Here is a 20182-nt window from a genome sequence, read left to right as displayed (position 1 = left end):
AGCCGCCCCCACACATCCCCTTCACGTAGCCCATCACCATGAATGACGTCATCATCATCGGCGGCAGCTTTGCCGGCCTCGCCGCCGCCCTGCAGCTCGGCCGTGCCGGCCGCAAGGTCACCGTCCTCGATACCGGCCTGCCGCGCAATCGCTTCGCCGGCCACTCGCATGGCCTGCTCGGACACGATCACAAGCCGCCGCTGGACATCCTGGCCGAGGCGCGGCGGCAACTGGCGCGCTATCCCGCGATCAAGCTGGTCAATGCGCGGGCCGACAGCGTCGCCGGCGCCATCGACGATTTCTCCGTCCTCACCGGCGATGGTCAAACCCTGGGCGCGCGCCGCGTGATCCTGAGCTATGGCGTCACCGACCAGATGCCCGATGTGCCGGGCTTTGCCGAAAGTTGGGGTACGTCCATCGTGCCCTGCCCGTACTGCGACGGATTTGAGGTCGCCGGCCGGCATTGGGGCCTCGTCTGGTCCAGCCCGCAGTCGCACCAGTCCGCCAGGCTGTTCCTCGATTGGACCGACAAGTTGACGGTCTTCGCCGATGGGCACGACATTGCGCCCGATATCCAGGCCGACCTGGCGCGCCGCAAGATTCCTGTCGTCGATGGCCGCATCATCGGGATCGCCCATTACCAGGGCCATATCGCCACCGTCAATGTCGAGTCAGGCCTTAATGTCGCGGTCGACGTCCTGTTCGCCCATCCGCGCAACAAGCCGTCCGCTAGGCTGCATGAGTCCCTGGGCCTCGCCACGGTCGATACGCCCGTGGGCATCGCCCTCAAGGTCGACGAGCGCCGCCAAACCAGCATGTCCGGCATCTACGCCGCCGGCGATCTCGCCACGCCCTTCCTGCCCTCGGTCACCCAGGCGACGTGGCAGGGCGCGATGGCAGGCATCTTCGCCCAACAGTCGATGCTGACCTGAGTACGTTGATCCCTTCTGCGGTGCCCGCGGGCTACCGCCAGAAGGGCGAACCCCGCTAGGGCGCGATCCGCGTCAGCAGCGGCATCCACATGTCGAAAAGTCGCGCGTGCATTGGCACGCGTGGGGCCGCGCTTCGCCCTCATTCATCTGAATCAACCAGAGATCTTCATGACCAACCAAGCTGTAGTCCTGATCACAGGCGGTTCCTCCGGCATCGGGCTCGCGGCAGCCAAGAAGTTCGTCGCGCGCGGCAGCCGCGTCTTCGGCACGGTTCGCAACCTCCAGAAGGCCACCCCGATCGCTGGTGTCGAGCTGGTCGAGATGGACGTTCGCAGCGACGCCTCGGTGCGCGCCGGCGTGCTGACGGTGATCAGCCGCGCCGGGCAGGTCGATGTCCTCATCAACAACGCCGGCGTCAACATGATCGGCGCGGTGGAGGAGACCATGCCTGCCGAGGCGGACTCCCTGTTCGACACCAATGTGCTGGGCGTTCTCAGAGTCTCGCAGGCGGTCCTGCCGCACATGCGGGAGCAGCGGCAGGGCAGGATCATCAACGTCAGCTCCGTGCTGGGTTTCCTGCCGGGACCCTATATGGGCCTCTACACCGCATCCAAGCACGCCCTCGAAGGGCTGTCGGAATCCTTAGATCACGAGGTGCGCCAGTTCGGCATCCGCTTGACGCTGGTCCAGCCTTCCTACACGAAGACCAGCCTCGAGGCCAACACGCCCCCCGTGGCCACGTTGATCAAGGCCTACGACACAGAACGCCAGCGGGTCACGCGGTCGTTCTCCACCAATGTCAATGGCGGCGATGACCCGGCGACCGTCGCCAACACCATCGTCGATGCGGCTTTCGGCGCCTGGCGGATGCGCCGCACGCCCCCGGGCCAGGCCTCGCTGCTGACCAAGCTGCGCCGCTTCATGCCTGCCGGTCCTGTCGACAAGAGCCTGCGCAAGCAGCTGGGCCTGGGCTGAGACCAGACCGGTGTTATTCCCTTCGGCAAGTCATTGCCGAGCAACGCCCCAAGCGGGGCCAACCCTGTTGGCGTCCACGTCAACAAGATATATGTGAGGCATCAATGTTCCCTAAGACTATCTACTCTGTCGGTGTCCTTCTTGCCCTGGCAGCGCCGCTGTGCGTCGCCCAGCAGCCTACGCAGGAGAGCCAGAAGAAAGTTGAGAAGCCTGTCGCCGCACCGCCCACGCAGAAAAACTGTCGCAACATCAGTGCGGAGATTCGTTCGGGCGCCCCTCTCACACGCGAGACCGTGATCGCTGAGTTGGTCCGCGCGCGGGCAGAGGGTGAAATGGATTTCCACATCAGCTCCACTCCGCCTGCTGTCTATCGGCCGATGTGTGAGCTGACCCCTAAGGCGGATATTGCTCCGGTGAAAGCCAGGTAGGAACACCGCATCAGTCTCAAGGGCGGGTCGATGCGCAAGGTGACCCGGTTGCCGTTGTCCCGTTCCGATGCGCGTTGCTGGTCACGTCGACCGCGCCCACGACCGGCATTGAGAGAGACGGCGCATGTCGCGCATGACGGTCTTGACGGCCGAGGTCACTGAATCTCGTTTGACCTGGTGTGCCTGAACGGCAGGACTGCAATGCGCCAAGCCGGACACGGAGCGTCCAAGGATTGCAACGGGTCGCTTGCGTGAGTTCTGGGGCGCTGGAAGCGGAAATCAGTCCGATGCCAGAGTCGGCTAAGCCCGCTTGAGTTCAGGTAGTGGCGGGTCTAGCCACCAGACAGGTCAGTCAAAGCTTCACCCGGCCGGCGCCTGAATGACCGGAACGAGGTGAGTACCGGTCGGACAACGCACGGCATTGACCGGCCGAGATCGATGCAATGCGGTCATCACACGGCGAGCCGCCTCACTTCGCGAAGCTGTCCTTCAAGCCCGTGATCTTGTTGAAAACAGGTTTGTCGGCGCGGTGGTCCACGCGGTCGGTCACGAAGTAGCCGTGACGCTCGAACTGCCAGCGCTGGTCGGCCGCCGCGCCGGCCAGTGACGGCTCGACAAAGGCCTGCACGATGCGCAGCGAGTTCGGATTGACGAACTCGAGGAAGTCGCGGCCGCCGGCATCGGGCTGGGCCTCGGCGAACAGGCGCTCGTACAGGCGCACTTCCGCCTGCACGGCTTCGTGCGCGCCCACCCAGCCGATGGTGCCCTTGACCTTGACGGCATCCGCGCCGGGCGTGCCGCTCTTGGTGTCGGGGATGACGGTCGCCAGCACGGCCGTGACCTGGCCGGCGGCGTCCTTCTCGGCGCCCGTGCACTCGATGATGTAGCCGGCCTTCAGGCGGACCTTGTTGCCGGGGAACAGGCGGAAGTAGCCCTTGGGTGGCACTTCGACAAAGTCCTCGGCCTCGATCCACAGCTCGGGGCCGAGCGAGAACTTGCGTTGGCCCAGCTCGGGCTTGTGCGGATGCGCCGCCGTCTCGCAGGGCTCGCGGTGGTCGGCGCTGCCGAACACGTCGGCGTAGTTGGTCAGCTTGAGCTTCAGCGGCTGCAGCACGGCAAACGCGCGTGGCGCCTGCGGCTCCAGGTCGGCGCGCAGCGCCTGGTCAAGCACGGTGTCGTCGATCCAGGCGTTCTGCTTGCTGGCGCCGGTGGCCTCGACCATCGCGCGCAGGCTGGCCGGCGTGAAGCCGCGGCGGCGCAGGCCCACCAGCGTCGGCATGCGCGGGTCGTCCCAGCCGCTGACATGCTTCTCTTCCACCAACTGGCGCAACTTGCGCTTGCTGGTGACGACGTAGTTCAGGTTCAGGCGGCCGAACTCGATCTGCTGCGGCAGCGGGCGGGCGAGCATGCCGAGGTCGGCGAGGTGGTTCAACAGCCAGTCGTAGAAGGGGCGCTGGTCCTCGAACTCCAGCGTGCAGATGCTGTGCGTGATGCGCTCCAGCGCGTCCTCGATGGGGTGGGCGTAGGTGTACATCGGGTAAATGCACCACTTGTCGCCGGTCGCGTGGTGTTCCGCATGCTTGATGCGGTACAGCGTCGGGTCGCGCAGGTTGATGTTGGGCGACGCCATGTCGATCTTGGCGCGCAGCACCATGGCGCCGTCGGCATGCTGGCCGTCGCGCATCTCGCGAAAGCGCGCCAGGTTCTCGGCGGGCGTGCGGCTGCGGAAGGGGCTGTCGACGCCGGGACGGCCGAAGTCGCCGCGGTTGGCGCGCATGTCCTCGGCGCTCTGCTCGTCGACATAGGCATGGCCGGCGTTGATCAGCGCCTCGGCGGCGGCGTACATGAAGTCGAAGTAGCTGCTGGCTTCGAAGAGGTTGTCACCCCACGACCAGCCCAGCCACTGCACCATCTCCTTGATGGCGTTGACGTACTCCAGCTCCTCTTTCTCGGGGTTGGTGTCGTCGAAGCGCAGGTGGCAGGCGCCGCCGTAGTCGCGTGCCAGGCCGAAATTCAGGCAGATGGCCTTGGCGTGGCCGATGTGCAGGTAGCCATTGGGCTCGGGCGGGAAGCGCGTGCGGATGCGCGCCTCGTCCAGCGGGCCGGCCGCGTGGTGAGCGGCGTCGCCGGGCGTGCCGGCGAAGTGGCGGCCGGCGAAGGCGCCGGTCTCGAGATCGTTTTCGATGCGCTGGCGCAGGAAATTCGTCGCGGGGGTTGCGGCGGGGGCGGCAGCAGAAGCGTTTTGGCTCATCGTCGGCTCTGGAAATGGAATCGGGCCGTGTTCCAGGCCCGTGATGGCGCCGATTCTAAGGACGCTACCGCCGCTCCACCCGCAGCGGCAGCCGCACATGCGCGAGGGAGATGCTGATCCAGACTGCGACGCTGAAATACAGCGTCATCCAGACGACCTCGCTGCGCCAGTGTGCCCAGTCGTGCGACACATGCCAGCGGCTGGCGGCGTCCGCCACACCGGCGGCCAGCGTCGGATAGGCCCGGCCGGCCGCTTCATCGGCCAGCCAGCGCGCCCAGTACATGGGCACGTCCACCGTGAACATGTAGGCCGCGTAGAGCAGGCCGGCCGCGCTGGCCAGGCCCAGCCAGCGCCGGCCGCGTGCGCTGGCCTGAGGCCACATCGCCAGCATCGCCAGCACACTGAGCAGCGCGGCCAGGCCCCACAGGCTCTCCTCGACGACGTGGCCGATGTTGCGTGTCGTCAGCACCGCGTACCAGGAGTGCACCTCGGCCACCGCGATCAGCGGCAGCACGGCGTGGGCCACCCACAGGCTGGCGCGATGCCCCGTGGACAGCGCCGCGCCGCGCAGCAGCAGCGCCCATTGGGCGGCAAAGCTCAGCTCGGCCAGCGTGGCGACGGTGCGGCCGACCAGCACGCTGGAGGCCCAGGAGTCCACCATGACGACGCGCGGCACATCGAACACCGGCAGCAGGCAGCGGTAGCCGCAGCCCAGCACATACAGCGCCGACAGCAGCAGCTGCAGCCGCTGGTGGGGCCAGGTCGTGCCGTCGGGCCGGTTGCGGTGCAGCCAGGCGGTCGAGGCCGTCCAGGCGATCAGGTTGAGCCCGGCGATGGCACAGAGCAGATGCCACCAGGACAGCGTGTTGGCGTCGGCCATGGCAATCCTCCTCAAGCCGCCTTGCGCGGCCGGCCGGTCTTGACCGGTGCCAGCCCGTCCAGCGCCGCGGCCAGCGCCGGCGCGTCCAGCTTGGCCAGTGCCTGCAGGCCGGCGCGCAGCAGCTCGCTCTTCTTGGCCTCGCGCTTGACGTCGTGCAGCCGGTGCTTGAGCTCAGCGATCAGTGCGTAGTCGGCCGCGGGCATCGTGAAGCCATCGCGCACGAGCTTGAGGCGCTCTTCGGGGTCGGGTTTGCGGGCGTGGGGCATATCGGTCAGAAACGATGGAAACCGTTTATACGGTTTTCATCGTCCACCCGCTACCTCGCGCCTACAGGGCTTTGAAACGATTTGCGTGCACGCGGCTGACGGTCAGCTTCTCGGGCCGCTGGCGCAGCTCCAGCAGCACGGTGCCGTTCTCCTGACGCAGCGCGCGGGCCACGGCATCGATGTGCACGACGGTGGAGCGGTGCACCTGCCAGAAGCGGTCGGCGTCCAGCTGTGGCAGCAGCTCGCGCAGCGACACGCGCACCCAGTAGTCGCGCGCCGCCGTGACGGCGCGCACGTATTTGTCGGCGGCCTCCAGGTAGACGATGTCGTCCATGGGCACCAGCTCGATGGCGTCGCCCACGGCGGCCTGCAGGTGGCGCAGCCGCGGCGTCGGGGTGACGGCCTGGCTGAGCAGCTGGCGCAACGAGTCCAGCGTCGTGTCGGCGGCCGCAGGCTGCGTCAGGCGGGCCTGCAGCCGCGCGACGCACTGCGCCAGCCGCTCGGGCGTGACGGGCTTGAGCAGGTAGTCGGCCGCCGCGGCCTCGAAGGCCTGCAGCGCGTACTGGTCGTAGGCCGTCACGAAGACGAACAGGGGCAGGGCGCCCGCGTCGTCCGGCCAGTCCTCGCTGATGGCCTGGGCGGCCTCCAGCCCCGTCATGCCCGGCATGCGGATGTCCAGGAAGCAGACCTGCGGCCGGTGCTGCAGCGCCAGTTCGACGGCGGCCGTGCCGCTGCCGGCCATGGCGGCGATGCGCAGCCCGGGCCAGGCGGCGGCCAGTTCGGCGCGCAGGTTCTCGGCCAGCAGGGGTTCGTCTTCGGCGATCAGGGCGGTGGTCATGACGGGATCTCGATGCGGGCGACGCTGCCGCCGCCAGGCTGGGATTGCAGGTTGAAGGCGGCCGCGTCGCCGTAGCGCTGTGCCAGGCGCTCGCGCACCTGGGCCAAGCCGAAACCGGTGCCGACGCCGGCGAGCTCGCTGGCCGACGCGACGCCGATGCCGCTGTCGGCCACCTCCAGCACCAGCCGGGCGGCTTCTCGCCTGGCCGTCACGCGCAGCTCGCCGCCGTCCACGTGCGGCTCCAGCCCATGCTTGATGGCGTTCTCCACCAGCGGCTGCAGCAGCAGCGGCGGGATGGCGATGCCGCTCAGCCCGGCGGGCAGGTCCAGCGTGACGCGCAGCCGCTCGCCCATGCGCAGCTGCATCAGCGCGAGGTAGTCGGACAGGCGCTGGAACTCGTCGGCCAGCGGATGCTCGGTCGCGCGGCTGGCCTGCAGCGTGGCGCGCAGGTAATCGATCAGGCGGTCCAGCATGCGCTGGGCCTCGTCCGGCCGCAGCTTGATCAGCACGCGCAAGTGGGCCAGCGTGTTGAACAGCATGTGCGGCTCCAGCTGGCTTTGCAGCAGCGTCAGCCGCGCCTCGGCCGCCTGGCGCTGTGCCTGGGCCTGCTCCAGCCGCATGGCGTTCAGCCGGAACAGCGAGAAGAAGAACGACGTGCCCAGCACCGCCATCAGCAACACGAAGCCAATGGACAGCCAGGCGCGGCTGTCGGCCAGTTGCCAGGGCCGCGTGGCGTGCCGGCCGCTGATCAGGTCGCCCAGCCACAGGCCGCCGGCATAGCCGGCCAGCGCGCCCACCACGACGCAGGGCGCCACCCAGCCCCAGCCCACCCAGCCGTGGCGCAGCGCCGGCAGGTCGCCGCGCCAACGCCGCAGCAGGTGGGCCAGGCCGGTCATCAGCAGCCAGATGTAAAGCGAGATCTGCGCGCCGACGGTGAACGAATACAACATGGCCACGCCGAAGCTGCCGCCCTGCATCAGGTAGTTCAGCAGGCCGACGAAGACGCAGATGAGGACGGTGCCGCCGACATGCGTCGGCCAGCCGTGGTGGCGTTCGGAAGGCGTCATGGGGCCAGCATCATGCCGCGCGGGCAGCCGCGCCAGCCGCTTGCGACGAGCGGGGACGGCGCGGCGCGAGTGGGGCTCAGTGGCCGCCGCCGAGCTTGAACACGCCCACCACCTCGTTCATGCGCTGGGCCTGGCTGCGCAGGCTGTCGGCCGCCGCGGCGGCTTCTTCGACGAGGGCGGCGTTCTGCTGCGTGACGCGGTCCAGCTGCTGCACGGCCTCGCTGACCTGGCCGATGCCGGTCGTCTGTTCCTGCGTCGCGGAGCCGATCTCGGCGATCAGGTCGGCCACGCGCCGCACCTGCGAGACGATCTCGGTCATCGTGCTGCCGGCCTCGCCGACCAGGCGCGAGCCGGTGTCGACGTTGTCCACGCTCTGGCCGATCAGGCCCTTGATCTCGCGCGCCGCCTGCGCGCTGCGCTGGGCCAGCGCCCGCACCTCGCCGGCGACGACCGCGAAGCCGCGGCCCTGCTCGCCGGCGCGCGCCGCCTCGACGGCGGCGTTCAGCGCGAGGATGTTGGTCTGGAAGGCGATGCCGTCGATGGTGCCGATGATGTCGGCGATCTTGCGCGAGCTGCTGCTGATGTCGCCCATGGTTGCAATGACCTGCTGCACGACGGCGCCGCCACGCGCGGCCACGCCGCTGGCCGATTCGGCCAGTTGGGTCGCCGTCTGCGCGGTGTCCGCGTTCTGGCGCACGGTGGCGTTCATCTGCTCCATGGACGCGGCCGTTTCCTCCAGGTTGGCGGCCTGCTCTTCGGTGCGCTGCGACAGGTCGGCGTTGCCGGACGCGATCTCACCGGCGCCGGTCAGGATGGAGTCGGCGCCGCTGCGCACCTGGCGCACGATGTTGACCAGGCCGTCATTCATCTGGCCCAGGGCCGCGAGCAGCGTGGCGATCTCGTCGCGGCCGTCGGCGGTGATGGCCGTCGTCAGGTCGCCACCCGCCACGGCCTGCGCGAAGCCGACCGCGCGTCGCACCGGTTCGGTGATGGAGCGCGTGATCAGCCAGGCCAGCGTGCCGCCCAGCAGCAGCGCGACGGCGGTCAGCACGGCGGTGGTGGCCACGGCCGCGGCGCGGGTGTCCTGGCCGCGCTGGTACTCGGCGGCGGCCTCGTCGACCTGCAGCTTGACGAGCTGGTCCGACAACTCGCGGGCCTTGGCGGCCAGCGGCAGCGTCTTCTCTTCGTAGATCTGCAGCGCGGTGCTCATGCCGCCGGTGGACAGCGCGTTGGCGACCGGCAGCAGGCCTTCGTCGATGTAGGCCTTGCGCGTGACGGTGAAGCGCTGGGCCAGCTCCTTCTCCTGCTCGGTGAGGTGCGTGGCCAGATAGCCGTCCAGCAGCTGCTGGCCGCGCTTGAGGTTGGTGCTCAGCTCCTCGCTGCGCCGCTTGATCTCGTCAAAACCCGGCGCGCGCAGCATCTCGACGATGACCAGGCGATTGCGGGTGGAGAGGTTGTTCAACTCGCCGAGCTGGGCCAGCGGGATGGTGCGGTCCTTGTAGACCGTCTCCAGCCCCGCCGCGACGCGGTAGATGCCCCGCACACTGACGGCAGACACCACCAGCATCAGCACCAGCACGACCGCAAACGCGATACCGAGCCGGCTACCGATGCGCAATTGCTTCAGAGCATTCATGCCACTCCCCTTTGACGAGGTTGTCTCCTCGGGCGCTGGGAGTCTGCATGAACGGCTCCGTGCCGTCGACCGGATCAGCGCCGGCGTGAGCCACTTCCACCGAGGATGCTGCCCAATACGCCACGAATGATCTCGCGGCCCACCGCCGAGCCGATGCTGCGCACGGCCGATTTGGCGGCTGCTTCGGCCAGCCCCGGGTGGCGGCCACCGCGTGGACCGGTGGTGCCGAACAGCACGTCCTTGAGGCCGCCCAGCATGCCGCCGCCTTCTTCGGCCGGCGCCGGCTGAGCCGTGCCGCCCTTGAAGACGCTGCCCGCTTCGGCCGCCATGCCGCCGCCTGCGGGCGCCGCGGGCTTGCCCGCCAGCTTCTCGTAGGCGGATTCGCGGTCCAGATGCTTTTCATAGACGCCGGCGACCAGCGAGTTGGCCACCAGCGCCTGGCGCTGCGCCGGCGTGATCGGGCCGATCTGGCTGCCTGGCGGCAGCACGAAGACGCGTTCGGTGATGCTGGGCCGGCCCTTCTCGTCGAGCAGGCTGACCAGCGCCTCGCCAACGGCCAGCTCGGTGATGGCGGTGGCGATGTCCAGCCCCGGCTTGGCGCGCATCGTGTCGGCGGCGCTCTTGACGGCTTTCTGGTCGCGCGGCGTGAAGGCGCGCAGCGCATGCTGCACGCGGTTGCCCAGCTGGCCCAGCACCGCGTCGGGGATGTCGAGCGGGTTCTGCGTCACGAAGTACACGCCGACGCCCTTGGAGCGCACCAGGCGCACAACCAGCTCGATGCGCTCGACCAGCGCGTCCGGCGCGTCCTTGAACAACAGGTGGGCCTCGTCGAAGAAGAACACCAGCTTCGGTCGCTCCAGGTCGCCCACCTCGGGCAGCGTCTCGAACAGCTCGGACAGCATCCACAGCAGGAAGGTCGCGTACAGCCGCGGCGCGTTCATCAGCTTGTCGGCGGCCAGCACGTTGATGACGCCCAGGCCGCCTTCGGTCTGCATGAAGTCGGCGATGTTGAGCATGGGCTCGCCGAAGAACTTGTCGCCGCCCTGGGCCTCGATCTGCAGCAGGCCGCGCTGGATGGCGCCCACGCTGGCGGCTGACACGTTGCCGTACTGCGTCGTGAACTGACTCGCGTTGTCGCCCACGTGCTGCAGCATCGCGCGCAGGTCCTTCAGGTCCAGCAGCAGGAGGCCGTTGTCGTCGGCGATCTTGAACACCATCTGCAGCACGCCGGCCTGCGTCTCGTTGAGCGCCAGCATGCGGGCCAGCAGCAGCGGGCCCATGTCGGACACGGTGGCGCGCACCGGGTGGCCTTGCTCGCCGAACACATCCCACAGCGTGGTGGGGCAGGCCAGCTTCTCGGGTGCGTCGATGCCGCGGTCCTTCAGCGTGGCCAGCAGCTTCTCGCTGGGGTTGCCGGCCTGGCTGATGCCGGTCAGGTCGCCCTTCACGTCGGCCATGAAGACGGGCACGCCCAGCTTGCTGAAACTCTCGGCGAGCTTTTGCAGGCTGATGGTCTTGCCGGTGCCCGTGGCGCCGGTGATCAGGCCGTGGCGATTGGCCAGCGCGGGCAGCAGCAGGCACTCGATCTCGGCGTGTCGGGCGAGCAGGATGGGATCGGCGGGCATGGGCGGTCTCCGGAGCAAGGGCAGGTCGGCGCGGCGAGTCTAGCGGTCCGCCGGGCCCGCTTCGCCTCGCCAATGGCACCTCCGCGCCGGGCGTCGCCACGCCGACCGGCGGCCGCTCAGGTCGCGCGGCGCCTGCGCAGGCCCAACAGCCCCAGGCCGCCCAGCAACAGCAGGCCGGACGCGGGTTCCGGCACCGGCGCCAGGTGCACGTCGGTGACGGCCAGCGCCGACGCGCCGAGCGTGTCCACGCTGTCGAACACGCCCAGGCTCACGCTGTGGGCCCCTGCGCTCAGCGGCGCGCTGGTGAAGGTCAGGTAGGCCGTCTCGTCGAACAGCGGCGAGGTCGAGCTGCCCAGCAGGGTCGCACTGTTGACGCTGGTCAGCTTGATGAAGGTGGTGTTGTCCAGCACCACGTAGGCCGTGTCATCGGCTGGGCTGCCCTGCGGGTCGTTGCTCATGAACTTCCACTGGAAGACCAGCCGATCGCCGGCCACGGCCGTGAAATCCGTGCGCAGGCCGGAGCCCACGGTGGCGTTCAGCCCGGTCAGCGTTCCGGCGCCCAGCCCGGCGAAGGTTTCCAGCGTGGCCGCCGCCACGGCGCTGCCGCCGAACAGGAAGCCGGACGTGTCGGCCGTGCCGAGCACGGCATGGGCGGTAAACCCGACGGGGGGCGCGCCGAACTGGGCCGTCGTGTCCACGGCGACGTTGCCGGCCTTGGTCCAACCGGTCAGGTCGCCGCTGCCGAAGCCGCCGTTGGCGACGCCCGCGGCCAGCGCCGTCGATGCCACGAAGCTCAGGCTCAGCGCCGCGAGGGTGAATTTGAATTGCTTCATCAGGGTCTCCATGAAAACAAGGTAGGGAAGGGCGGCGCCTTCAGCGCACGGTGCCGACCTGGGTGACCTGCAGCGTGCTTTGCTCGCCGACTTCCAGGCCGGCCTTCACGCAATCCAGCGGGTTGGTGCTGACGCCGGGCTTGAACGACACCGACTGGCGCGAGCGCAGGTTGGTGCAGGTGACCTTGGCGATGTCCAGGCCGCCGATCTGCACGGCCGGCTGCGGTGTGTTGACCAGCGCCACCTGCGAGACCTGCACCCTGTCCCCGTGCACGGAGACCAGGCCGGCCTTCTCGCAGTCGAAGCTGCCATCGGTGTTGGCGTTGACGCTCACCGACTGCCGCGTGTTCAGGTTGGAGCACACCACCTTGCCGCGCAGCAGGCCGATCAGCGCACCGTCCACGGGCTTGGCGCGTTTGCCGGCCACCTGCAGGAAGACGTGGGTGACGAGGTCCTGGTTGATGAAGGCCTTCTTCTCGGCGTCCCACTGCAGCGCGTTGGGTTCGACCAGGTCGCCCTCGAGGAAGACCGACGCGCCGGGGAAGGGGTCCGTCGCCAGCGCGCCACGCACATCGGCATTGACTTCCTGCGCACCGGCCGTGGCGTCCCCGGCGTTCGGGCCGCGGAACTTGATGCGCACGTTGTGCCCGTCCTTGAGCAGGTTGCCCAGCACGAAGCGGGCCTCGCCGGGCTTCTCGGGCGAGCCGGCCGGGAGCTCCGTGGCCGTCGGCAACTGCAGCTGCCGCCAGGGCGTGATGGGCTCCTGCTGGTTGTCGAACAGCTTCACCCCACCGGTGGCGTCGAACAACATGCTGTCGATGTGCGCAGGCCGTGGCAGCACGAAGCCCCGCCAGTTGCGCAGCACCAGGTTGGCCGCGGCGAGGTTGGCCAGGCCCAGCGTGAAGGTGCCGTCCGCCGACAGCGTGCCGGTGTCGAAGGTCGGCACGCGCGGATGCAGCGGCAGCGCCGAGCCACCGGCATCCAGCAGCGTCGCGTCGACGATGACGACCTGGTCCGAGGTGTTCAGGATGTCGGCCTGCGCGAAATGCGTGCCGATGTGGAACTGCTCGGCGCCGCGCACCTGGCCGGCAATGCTGCCGGGCTGGTTCGGGCTGGCCCAACCCTTGGCGGACTGCCAGGTGACGAAGAAGCGGTTGAAGCTGGCGCCCTTGTAGGTCCGCGTGCCGGACGCCACCACGCTGGGCGGGTTCCAGGGGCTCAGCGAGCCGGTGTAGGTGGACACCGGCGTGAGCGTAGCGCTGTGGCTGAGCACCTCCATGCGCAGCCGCGAGGCCGTTGCCGAGTTCGGGTTGACGAAGTCCCAGTTGGCCAGCGACTGCAGCGTCAGGCCGACGTTGTTGGCCAGGATGCCGAAGTCCTGGTCGCTGAAATGGCGGCGTTCGCCGACGCGGTTGGTGCAGGGCATGGAGGGCCCCGCCGGCATGATGTGGTGGACGAAAGCGTCCTCGCCGGTGTGCACCACCGCGCTGTGCGAGAGGCCGTAGTTGTGCCCGGCCTCGTGTGCGGCCGTGCCGCCGATGCCCAGCGCCCAGCGGTCCAGCGTGTTGCCGCCGCCGGAGAGCTCGGCGCTGCAGAACACGCCGTAGGAGCCGCCGAAGACACGGGCGTGGTCGATGACGTCAGCGTCGCCGGTGTCCACCGCCTCGGCGATGCCGAACAGCGAGGGATCGGTGTCCGCACCGATCGCGACGATATTGCGCCGCGCCGGCGGCGCCCCCAGCGAGTCCGGGTTGGTCGTCGTGGGTGGCAGCACCTGGACGTTGAACTCGCAGTAGTCGGTGGCCACCACGTCGAAGATGCGGTCACGCAGCTGGGCTGTCGTGCCGGCGGGTGCGCCGGGCAGCGAGCCGATGGCGAAGGTCCGCGCCGGCGAGACGTTCGTCGCGTAGTTCGGGAAGGTGGCGTCGTTGGCCGTCGGGTAGTAGAGGAAGAGCTTGTTCGGCTTCATCGCGTCGATGGCGCCGTAGTTGTGATAGCAGGTCGGGGCGGCCTGGGCGGACGTGGCGATCAGCACCGCGCCGAAGCAGCCGGCGAGTTTGAAGCGGGTGGGTAGGCGAATCATGAAAACTCCTTTGAACACAGCCCTGCGGGCAGGGACGCCTCAAACCTAGGCGGCGGCTTTTCCCGCTTCATCCCCCGTGCGCCATTCATCGGAAGGATGACTGGCGCTCCTAGGGGGACGCTGTTAGGGGGCTGGTTCTAGGGGGCTTTCGAGGCCCGTGTACCGCAAATCCCCGTGGTTAGGGTCGCGAGGCGCTATCGATGCGTGAGGCGCGTCGCAAAAGGGTCATGCGCACGTTGAAATGCGCGGCCGCGCATGCATCGGTGCCCGCGGCAGGCTGGTCCAGCTTCGTTCGGGGGGGTGTCCGAGGCCGGGGCGTGGGAGGCGGCCTCGTAGAATCGAGGGTTGCATGGCACCAGCGCCATGTGCCAAAGGAGCTAGAGCCACATGGCCGGACATTCCAAATGGGCCAACATCCAGCATCGCAAAGGCCGCCAGGACGAGAAGCGCGGCAAGATCTGGACCCGCATCATCCGTGAGATCACCGTGGCCGCGCGCCAGGGCGGCCCCGACATCAAGGACAACCCGCGCCTGCGTCTGGCCGTCGACAAGGCCAAGGCCGCCAACATGCCGGCCGATCGCATCAAGTACAACATCGACAAGGCCAGCGGCAACATCGATGGCTTGACCTACGAGGAAATCCGCTACGAGGGCTATGGCATCGCCGGCGCGGCCATCATGATCGACACGATGACGGACAACAAGGTCCGCACCGTGGCCGAGGTGCGCCACGCCTTCAGCAAATACGGCGGCAACATGGGCACGGACGGCTCGGTGGCCTTCCAGTTCAAGCATTGCGGCCAGCTGCTGTTCGCGCCCGGCACGTCGGAAGACAAGGTCATGGAAGTGGCGCTGGACGCCGGCGCCGAGGACGTCATCACCGGTGACGACGGCGCCATCGAGGTCTTGACCTCGCCCGCCGACTACGAGGCTGTCAAGGCCGCATTGGAAGCCGCCGGCCTCGTGCCGGAGCTGTCGGAAGTGACCATGCGCCCCGAGAACGCCATCGAGCTGACCGGCGAGGACGCCGAGCGCATGCAAAAGCTGCTGGATGTCATCGAAGACCTGGACGATGTGCAAGCCGTCTATCACAACGCCGAGCTGAACTGATGCGAGTTTTAGTCATTGGCAATGGTGGCCGCGAACACGCGCTGGCCTGGAAGCTGGCCCAGGGAGAGCGGGTCAGCCAGGTCTATGTGGCGCCCGGCAACGGCGGCACCGCGCGCGACGAGCGCCTGGAGAACGTGCCCATCACCGACGTGAAGGCGCTGGCCGACTTCGCCGTCGAACAGAAGATCACGCTGACCGTCGTCGGCCCCGAGGCGGCGCTGGCTGCCGGCGTCGTCGACGAGTTCCGCTCGCGCGGGCTGCGCATCTTCGGCCCGACCAAGGCCGCGGCCCAGCTGGAAAGCTCCAAGGCCTTCGCCAAGGACTTCATGAAGCGTCACGGCATCCCGACGGCGGCCTACGAGACCTTCACCGACCCGGCCGCCGCCCACGCCTACGTGGACGGCCGCGGCGCCCCCATCGTCATCAAGGCCGATGGCCTGGCGGCGGGCAAGGGCGTCGTCGTCGCGATGACGCTGGACGAGGCCCACGAGGCGATCTCGTGGATCCTGGAAGACAACAAGCTGGGCGTGACGCACAACGCCGGTGGCGCGCGCGTCGTCATCGAGGACTTCCTCGCCGGCGAGGAGGCCAGCTTCATCGTCGTCTGCGACGGCCGGCAGGTCGTGTCGCTCGCCACCAGCCAGGACCACAAGCGCCTGCTGGACGGCGACGCCGGCCCCAACACCGGTGGCATGGGCGCCTACTCGCCCGCGCCGGTCGTCACGCCGAACGTGCATGCCAAGGTCATGCACGAGATCATCCAGCCGACCATCGCCGGCATGGCGCGAGACGGCCACCCGTTCACCGGATTCCTGTACGCCGGGCTGATGATCGACGACCAGGGCCAGCCGCGCACCGTCGAGTTCAACACCCGCATGGGCGACCCCGAGACGCAGCCCATCATGATGCGGCTCAAGAGCGACCTGTTCGAGCTGTTGATGCACGCGACGGACGGCACGCTGGACCAGGTCGAACTGCAGTGGGACCGCCGCGTCGCGCTGGGCGTCGTGCTCGCCGCCGAGGGCTATCCGCTGAACCCGCGCAAGGGCGACGCCATCACCGGGCTGCCCGACGACGAGGACGAGGCCATGGTCTTCCACGCCGGCACGGCGGCGGTCGACGGCCAGTTGCTGACCAGCGGCGGCCGCGTGCTGTGCGTGACGGCGCTGGGCGAGTCCGCCCGCACCGCCGCGCAGCGGGCGTACGAGCTGGCCGCCGGCATCCAGTTCGCCGGCCGGCAGTTCCGTTCGGACATCGGCCACCGGGCCATCAAGCGTTGATCACTGCGCCCGCCGTCCTGACCGGGTCGCTGCGCCCGCACGGCCGAGAGAGCCGGCTGGCACGCTGGGTGCTCGGCCTGTTCGGCTGGACGGTGGACGCACCCGGCGTGCCGGCGGAGCAGGGCGTCATCCTGGTCTATCCGCACACGTCCAACTGGGACTTCGTCATCGGCCTGCTGGCCAAGTGGGCGATCGGCATCGAGCTGCGCTTCTGGGGCAAGGACGGCCTCTTCAAGGCGCCGTTGATCGGCCACTGGATGCGCTGGATCGGCGGCGTGGGCGTGGATCGCAGCAGCTCGCACGGCATCGTGGCCGACACGGTGCGGCAGATGCAGGCCGCCGCGGCGCGCGGCGAGCGCTTCTGGCTGGCGGCCGCGCCCGAGGGCACGCGCTCGCTGGCGACCGGCTGGCGCACCGGCGCCTACCAGGTGGCCGTGCAGGCCGGCGTGCCGGTGGGCTTGTGCTATTTCGACTTCCAGCGCCGCCTCGTGTCGTTGACCCGCTTTGTGCAGCTGACCGGCAACGTGCCCGCTGATTTCGCCTGTTTTGCGGACTACCTCGGTTCACGCGTGGGCAAACGCCCCGAGCTGGCCAGCCCCATTCAGCCCAAGGTGCCGCGCGCATGAACACACAAGCCGTTCGCGACTATCTGCTGGGACTGCAGCAACGCATCGTCACCGCGCTGGAGGCGGTCGACGGCAACGCCTTCCTGAGCGACGGCTGGACCCGCGAGCCCGGTGGCCGGCTGGAGGGCGACGGCTTGTCGCGCCTCATCGAGGGCGGCGCCGTCTTCGAGCGCGGCGGTGTGAACTTCTCGCACGTGAAGGGCCGCGTGCTGCCGCCGTCGGCCACGCAGCACCGCCCTGAGCTGGCCGGCGCGCCGTTCGAGGCGATGGGCGTGTCGCTGGTCATGCACCCGCACAACCCCTTCGTGCCGACCGTGCACATGAACGTGCGCATGTTCGCGGCGCTGCCGCCGGATGCCCCGGCGGTGACCTGGTTTGGCGGCGGCATGGACCTGACGCCCTACTACGGCTACGAGCGCGACGCGCAGCACTTCCACCGTGTCTGCCGCGATGCGCTCAGCGCCCACGGCGCCGAACTGCATCCGAAGTTCAAGACCTGGTGCGACGACTACTTCTTCCTGAAGCACCGCCAGGAGCCGCGCGGCGTCGGTGGCATCTTCTTCGACGACTTTGCCGACGGTGGCTTCGATGCCGGCTTCGCGCTGATACGGGCGGTCGGCGACGCCTTCCTGGCCGCCTACCAGCCCATCGTCGAACGCCGGCAGGGCTATGCCTACGGCGAGCGCGAGCGCGACTTCCAGGCCTATCGCCGCGGCAGGTATGTCGAGTTCAATCTCGTCTGGGACCGCGGCACGCTGTTTGGCCTGCAATCCGGCGGCCGCACCGAATCCATCCTGATGTCCATGCCGCCGCAGGTGAAATGGCGCTACGACTGGGCGCCCGAGCCGGGCACGCCCGAGGCGCGGCTGTATACCGACTTCCTGCGCCCGCGCGACTGGGCCGATGAAACCCCGACTGCACTTTGGTTGTGAAGCTAGCACTCTTCGGCGGCAGTTTCGACCCGCCCCACCTCGGCCACCTGGCCTTCGCCCGCTTCGCGCTGGACGCGCTGGCGCCCGACCGCCTGGTCTGGCTGCCCGCCGGCCGGCAATGGCAGAAGCCCGACCAGATCATGGCCGCGGCCGTGCACCGGGCCGGCATGCTCAAGCGCCTGACCGCCGGCGAGCCCCGTTTCGTCATCGACGAGCGTGAACTGCACCGCCGCGGCCCCAGCTTCACGGCCGACACGCTGCGCGAGTTCGCCGCCCAGTACCCGGGCACAGAGCTGATGTTCCTGATCGGCCAGGACCAGTACGCCCGGCTGCCGACCTGGTACCAGGTCGAGACCGTCACCGCGCTGGCCACGCTGGTCGTCGTACCGCGCGCGGGCGAGGCCGTCGTCACGCCGCCGGGCCTGCCCGCGCACCGGCTGCAGGTGCTGGCTTTGCCCGAAACTCCCCTTTCGTCCACCGCCGTACGCGATGCCATCGCGCACGGCGAGGACATCAGCCCCATGGTGGGCGCCGAGGTGGCGAGCTATATTGCCTCGCACCGCCTCTACGAGAAGAAGTACTGAATGGACATCCGCAAGCTGCAACGCGCCATCGTCGATGGTCTCGAGGACGTGAAGGCCCAGAACATCGTCGTGTTCAACACCGAACACCTGTCGCCGCTGTTCGAGCGCGTCATCGTCGCCTCGGGCACCAGCAACCGGCAGACCAAGGCGCTCGCGTCCAGCGTGCGTGAAACGGTCAAGGGCCGCGGCATGCAGGTCATGCGCACGGAGGGCGAGGACAACGGCGAATGGATCATCGTCGACTGCGGCGCTGCCGTCGTCCACGTGATGCAGCCGGCCATCCGCGACTACTACCACCTCGAAGAGATCTGGGGCGACAAGCCCGTCAAGCTCAAGCTCGGCAGCAGCGAGACCAAGCTGGTGAAGGCCTCCGAGGAACCCGCCGCAGCGCCGGTCAAGACGGCGCGCAAGGGCACGGCCTCCAAGCCGATCACCGCCAAACCCGCCCCCAAACCGGCGGCCAAGGTCAGCAACAAGGCCGTGCCTTCGGCCGCCGCCAAGAAGGCGGTGGCCAAGAAGGCTGCGGTGGGCACCCAGGCGCCCAAGAAGGGCGTGACCCGCAGCGTGGGCGTGAAGACGGCCGCTCCGGTCAAGACCCTGAAGGTCGGCGCAGGCCAGGGCGTTGGCAAGGCGGCGGCGGCCAAACGGGCCAAGCCTGCCGCCAAACCGGCCGCCAAGGCAGCGCCCCGCGCGCCCGCCAAACCCGCCGGCCGCGCGTCGCCCAAGAAGGGCTGATGCGGCTGCTGCTCGTCGCGGTAGGCCAGCGCCAGCCGGCCTGGGCCGACACGGCCTACGAGGACTTCGCCAAGCGCTTCCCGCCCGAACTGAAGCTGGAGCTGAAGGCGGTCAAGGCCGAGACGCGCGGCAGCAAGACGGCCGAGCAGCTGATGGCCGCCGAAGCGGCACGCATCGAGGCGGCCCTGCCCAAGGGAGTGCGCCGCATCATCCTGGACGAGCGCGGCGAACGCCGCACGTCGATGCAACTGGCCGAGCGCCTGAAGCTGTGGATGGGCGAGGGCCGCGACGCGGCCCTCATCATCGGCGGGCCGGACGGCCTGCACCCCGACCTGAAGGCCACCGCCGACGAGACGCTGCGCCTGTCGGACCTGACGCTGCCGCACGCCTTCGCCCGCGTGCTGCTGGCCGAAGGCCTGTACCGCGCCTGGACCGTGACGACCGGCCATCCGTATCACCGCGAATGAAGCCCTTCATCTACCTCGCCTCGCAGAGCCCGCGCCGCAGCCAGTTGCTGGCACAGCTGGGCGTGGCCCATGAGCTGCTGCTGCCCGGCGCCGATGAAGACGCCGAAGCGCTGGAGGCCGTGCAGGCCGGCGAGAAGCCCGAGGCCTATTGCGCGCGGGTCACTTCGGCCAAGCTGGACGCGGCGCTCGTGCGACTGGCCACGCGCGGTCTGCCGCCTGCGCCCATCCTGTGCGCCGACACGACGGTGGCTGTCGATGACCTCATCCTCGGCAAGCCTGCCGACGACGCCGATGCGCGCCGCATGCTGGGTCTGCTGGGCGGTCGCGAGCACCGGGTCATCACCGCCGTGGCAGTGGCCGATGGCGGCCGCCGTGCGGCGGCCTTGAACGTGTCGCATGTGGAGTTCGCGCCGCTGGATGCCGCGCAGATCGACCGCTATGTCGCCAGCCGCGAACCCTTCGGCAAGGCCGGCGCCTATGCCATCCAGAGCCAGGCAGCGGCCTGGATCGTGAAGATTGCCGGAAGCTACTCGGGCATCATGGGGTTGCCCCTCTTTGAGACGGCGCAGCTGCTAGAACAATTCGACTTTGAGTTTTGATGCGTGCCGCCTCTGCACGGCGGCACGCATCAGCA

The 20182-nt window shown here is 68.9% G+C and carries 19 protein-coding genes; 10 read left to right on the top strand and 9 right to left on the bottom strand.

Translation table 11 applies throughout. From position 1 onward, the window contains the following. The first annotated feature begins 38 nt into the window (after nt 1-38). Together AC1D29_RS27625 and AC1D29_RS27620 are read left to right on the top strand one after the other, a co-directional pair. Nucleotides 39-932: an NAD(P)/FAD-dependent oxidoreductase gene (locus AC1D29_RS27625; protein WP_477903617.1), complete on the top strand. Its 894-nt coding sequence runs from the start codon at nt 39-41 to the stop codon at nt 930-932. Nucleotides 933-1100: 168 nt separating this feature from the next. Continuing rightward, a complete protein-coding gene (locus AC1D29_RS27620; RefSeq protein ID WP_477903615.1) occupies nt 1101-1907 on the top strand; it encodes an oxidoreductase in 807 nt (268 codons plus the stop codon). A gap of 897 nt (nt 1908-2804) precedes the next feature. Here the strand turns inward: AC1D29_RS27620 and AC1D29_RS27615 are convergent. From AC1D29_RS27615 to AC1D29_RS27575, 9 genes are all read right to left on the bottom strand, one after another. Beyond that, entirely contained in the window at nt 2805-4586 is a 1782-nt protein-coding gene (locus tag AC1D29_RS27615; RefSeq protein WP_477903613.1) for a glutamine--tRNA ligase/YqeY domain fusion protein, read from the bottom strand. A gap of 64 nt (nt 4587-4650) precedes the next feature. Continuing rightward, nucleotides 4651-5466, bottom strand: a complete 816-nt coding sequence (locus AC1D29_RS27610) for a hypothetical protein (RefSeq protein WP_477903611.1) — start codon at nt 5464-5466, stop codon at nt 4651-4653. A gap of 11 nt (nt 5467-5477) precedes the next feature. Further along, complete coding sequence (locus tag AC1D29_RS27605) at nt 5478-5732, bottom strand: hypothetical protein (protein ID WP_477903609.1); 255 nt, start codon at nt 5730-5732, stop codon at nt 5478-5480. A 61-nt stretch (nt 5733-5793) separates the two neighbouring features. Beyond that, nucleotides 5794-6570 carry a LytR/AlgR family response regulator transcription factor gene (locus tag AC1D29_RS27600; RefSeq protein WP_477903607.1) on the bottom strand — a complete coding sequence of 259 codons (777 nt, stop codon included), beginning with the start codon at nt 6568-6570 and terminating at the stop codon, nt 5794-5796. Then, nucleotides 6567-7637 (bottom strand): sensor histidine kinase, encoded by a 1071-nt coding sequence (locus tag AC1D29_RS27595; protein ID WP_477903605.1) that lies wholly within the window; start codon nt 7635-7637, stop codon nt 6567-6569. The genes AC1D29_RS27600 and AC1D29_RS27595 overlap by 4 nt, the downstream gene beginning before the upstream one ends. A 76-nt stretch (nt 7638-7713) precedes the next feature. Then, complete coding sequence (locus AC1D29_RS27590) at nt 7714-9273, bottom strand: methyl-accepting chemotaxis protein (RefSeq protein WP_477903603.1); 1560 nt, start codon at nt 9271-9273, stop codon at nt 7714-7716. 74 nt (nt 9274-9347) lie between these two features. Continuing rightward, nucleotides 9348-10898 (bottom strand): helicase HerA-like domain-containing protein, encoded by a 1551-nt coding sequence (locus AC1D29_RS27585; protein ID WP_477903601.1) that lies wholly within the window; start codon nt 10896-10898, stop codon nt 9348-9350. A 116-nt stretch (nt 10899-11014) separates the two neighbouring features. Continuing rightward, on the bottom strand, nt 11015-11731 hold the full coding sequence (locus AC1D29_RS27580; protein WP_477903599.1) for a PEP-CTERM sorting domain-containing protein: 717 nt from the start codon (nt 11729-11731) through the stop codon (nt 11015-11017). Between the two features lie 40 nt (nt 11732-11771). Then, the gene (locus AC1D29_RS27575; RefSeq protein WP_477903597.1) at nt 11772-13814 is read right to left on the bottom strand and encodes a hypothetical protein; all 2043 of its coding nucleotides are present in this window, start codon (nt 13812-13814) and stop codon (nt 11772-11774) included. Nucleotides 13815-14201: 387 nt separating this feature from the next. Between AC1D29_RS27575 and AC1D29_RS27570 the strand changes: the two genes are divergently transcribed. The 8 genes from AC1D29_RS27570 to AC1D29_RS27535 are packed head-to-tail and all read left to right on the top strand — an operon-like array spanning nt 14202 to nt 20147. Beyond that, nucleotides 14202-14924 (top strand): YebC/PmpR family DNA-binding transcriptional regulator, encoded by a 723-nt coding sequence (locus AC1D29_RS27570; RefSeq protein WP_477903595.1) that lies wholly within the window; start codon nt 14202-14204, stop codon nt 14922-14924. Then, nucleotides 14924-16204, top strand: coding sequence for a phosphoribosylamine--glycine ligase (gene purD, locus AC1D29_RS27565; protein WP_477903593.1), 1281 nt, complete (start codon nt 14924-14926; stop codon nt 16202-16204). The genes AC1D29_RS27570 and purD overlap by 1 nt, the downstream gene beginning before the upstream one ends. Beyond that, nucleotides 16201-16830: a 1-acyl-sn-glycerol-3-phosphate acyltransferase gene (locus AC1D29_RS27560; RefSeq protein WP_477903591.1), complete on the top strand. Its 630-nt coding sequence runs from the start codon at nt 16201-16203 to the stop codon at nt 16828-16830. The genes purD and AC1D29_RS27560 overlap by 4 nt, the downstream gene beginning before the upstream one ends. Next, nucleotides 16827-17762 (top strand): oxygen-dependent coproporphyrinogen oxidase, encoded by a 936-nt coding sequence (gene hemF / locus AC1D29_RS27555; RefSeq protein WP_477903590.1) that lies wholly within the window; start codon nt 16827-16829, stop codon nt 17760-17762. The genes AC1D29_RS27560 and hemF overlap by 4 nt, the downstream gene beginning before the upstream one ends. Next, nucleotides 17759-18346 carry a nicotinate-nucleotide adenylyltransferase gene (gene nadD, locus AC1D29_RS27550; protein ID WP_477903588.1) on the top strand — a complete coding sequence of 196 codons (588 nt, stop codon included), beginning with the start codon at nt 17759-17761 and terminating at the stop codon, nt 18344-18346. Before hemF ends, nadD begins: the two co-directional genes overlap by 4 nt. Next, the gene (gene rsfS / locus AC1D29_RS27545; RefSeq protein WP_477903586.1) at nt 18347-19081 is read left to right on the top strand and encodes a ribosome silencing factor; all 735 of its coding nucleotides are present in this window, start codon (nt 18347-18349) and stop codon (nt 19079-19081) included. Continuing rightward, entirely contained in the window at nt 19081-19548 is a 468-nt protein-coding gene (gene rlmH, locus AC1D29_RS27540; protein ID WP_477903584.1) for a 23S rRNA (pseudouridine(1915)-N(3))-methyltransferase RlmH, read from the top strand. The genes rsfS and rlmH overlap by 1 nt, the downstream gene beginning before the upstream one ends. Continuing rightward, entirely contained in the window at nt 19545-20147 is a 603-nt protein-coding gene (locus tag AC1D29_RS27535; RefSeq protein ID WP_477903582.1) for a Maf family protein, read from the top strand. The genes rlmH and AC1D29_RS27535 overlap by 4 nt, the downstream gene beginning before the upstream one ends. Nucleotides 20148-20182: the final 35 nt, after the last annotated feature.

Source organism: Roseateles sp. P1_C6, assembly GCF_056406315.1.
The sequence above is the reverse complement of the archived record's forward strand: the minus strand, read 5'-3'. Positions and strand labels throughout refer to the sequence as shown.

Coding starts and splice junctions, on each gene's coding strand:
- AC1D29_RS27580 (WP_477903599.1), bottom strand. CDS start 11,731: ATGAAGCAATTCAAATTCACCCTCGCGGCGCTGAGCCTGAGCTTCGTG.
- purD (WP_477903593.1), top strand. CDS start 14,924: ATGCGAGTTTTAGTCATTGGCAATGGTGGCCGCGAACACGCGCTGGCC.
- rlmH (WP_477903584.1), top strand. CDS start 19,081: ATGCGGCTGCTGCTCGTCGCGGTAGGCCAGCGCCAGCCGGCCTGGGCC.
- AC1D29_RS27610 (WP_477903611.1), bottom strand. CDS start 5,466: ATGGCCGACGCCAACACGCTGTCCTGGTGGCATCTGCTCTGTGCCATC.
- AC1D29_RS27605 (WP_477903609.1), bottom strand. CDS start 5,732: ATGCCCCACGCCCGCAAACCCGACCCCGAAGAGCGCCTCAAGCTCGTG.
- rsfS (WP_477903586.1), top strand. CDS start 18,347: ATGGACATCCGCAAGCTGCAACGCGCCATCGTCGATGGTCTCGAGGAC.
- hemF (WP_477903590.1), top strand. CDS start 16,827: ATGAACACACAAGCCGTTCGCGACTATCTGCTGGGACTGCAGCAACGC.
- AC1D29_RS27620 (WP_477903615.1), top strand. CDS start 1,101: ATGACCAACCAAGCTGTAGTCCTGATCACAGGCGGTTCCTCCGGCATC.
- AC1D29_RS27535 (WP_477903582.1), top strand. CDS start 19,545: ATGAAGCCCTTCATCTACCTCGCCTCGCAGAGCCCGCGCCGCAGCCAG.
- AC1D29_RS27615 (WP_477903613.1), bottom strand. CDS start 4,586: ATGAGCCAAAACGCTTCTGCTGCCGCCCCCGCCGCAACCCCCGCGACG.
- AC1D29_RS27600 (WP_477903607.1), bottom strand. CDS start 6,570: ATGACCACCGCCCTGATCGCCGAAGACGAACCCCTGCTGGCCGAGAAC.
- AC1D29_RS27595 (WP_477903605.1), bottom strand. CDS start 7,637: ATGACGCCTTCCGAACGCCACCACGGCTGGCCGACGCATGTCGGCGGC.
- AC1D29_RS27625 (WP_477903617.1), top strand. CDS start 39: ATGAATGACGTCATCATCATCGGCGGCAGCTTTGCCGGCCTCGCCGCC.
- AC1D29_RS27575 (WP_477903597.1), bottom strand. CDS start 13,814: ATGATTCGCCTACCCACCCGCTTCAAACTCGCCGGCTGCTTCGGCGCG.
- AC1D29_RS27585 (WP_477903601.1), bottom strand. CDS start 10,898: ATGCCCGCCGATCCCATCCTGCTCGCCCGACACGCCGAGATCGAGTGC.
- AC1D29_RS27570 (WP_477903595.1), top strand. CDS start 14,202: ATGGCCGGACATTCCAAATGGGCCAACATCCAGCATCGCAAAGGCCGC.
- AC1D29_RS27590 (WP_477903603.1), bottom strand. CDS start 9,273: ATGAATGCTCTGAAGCAATTGCGCATCGGTAGCCGGCTCGGTATCGCG.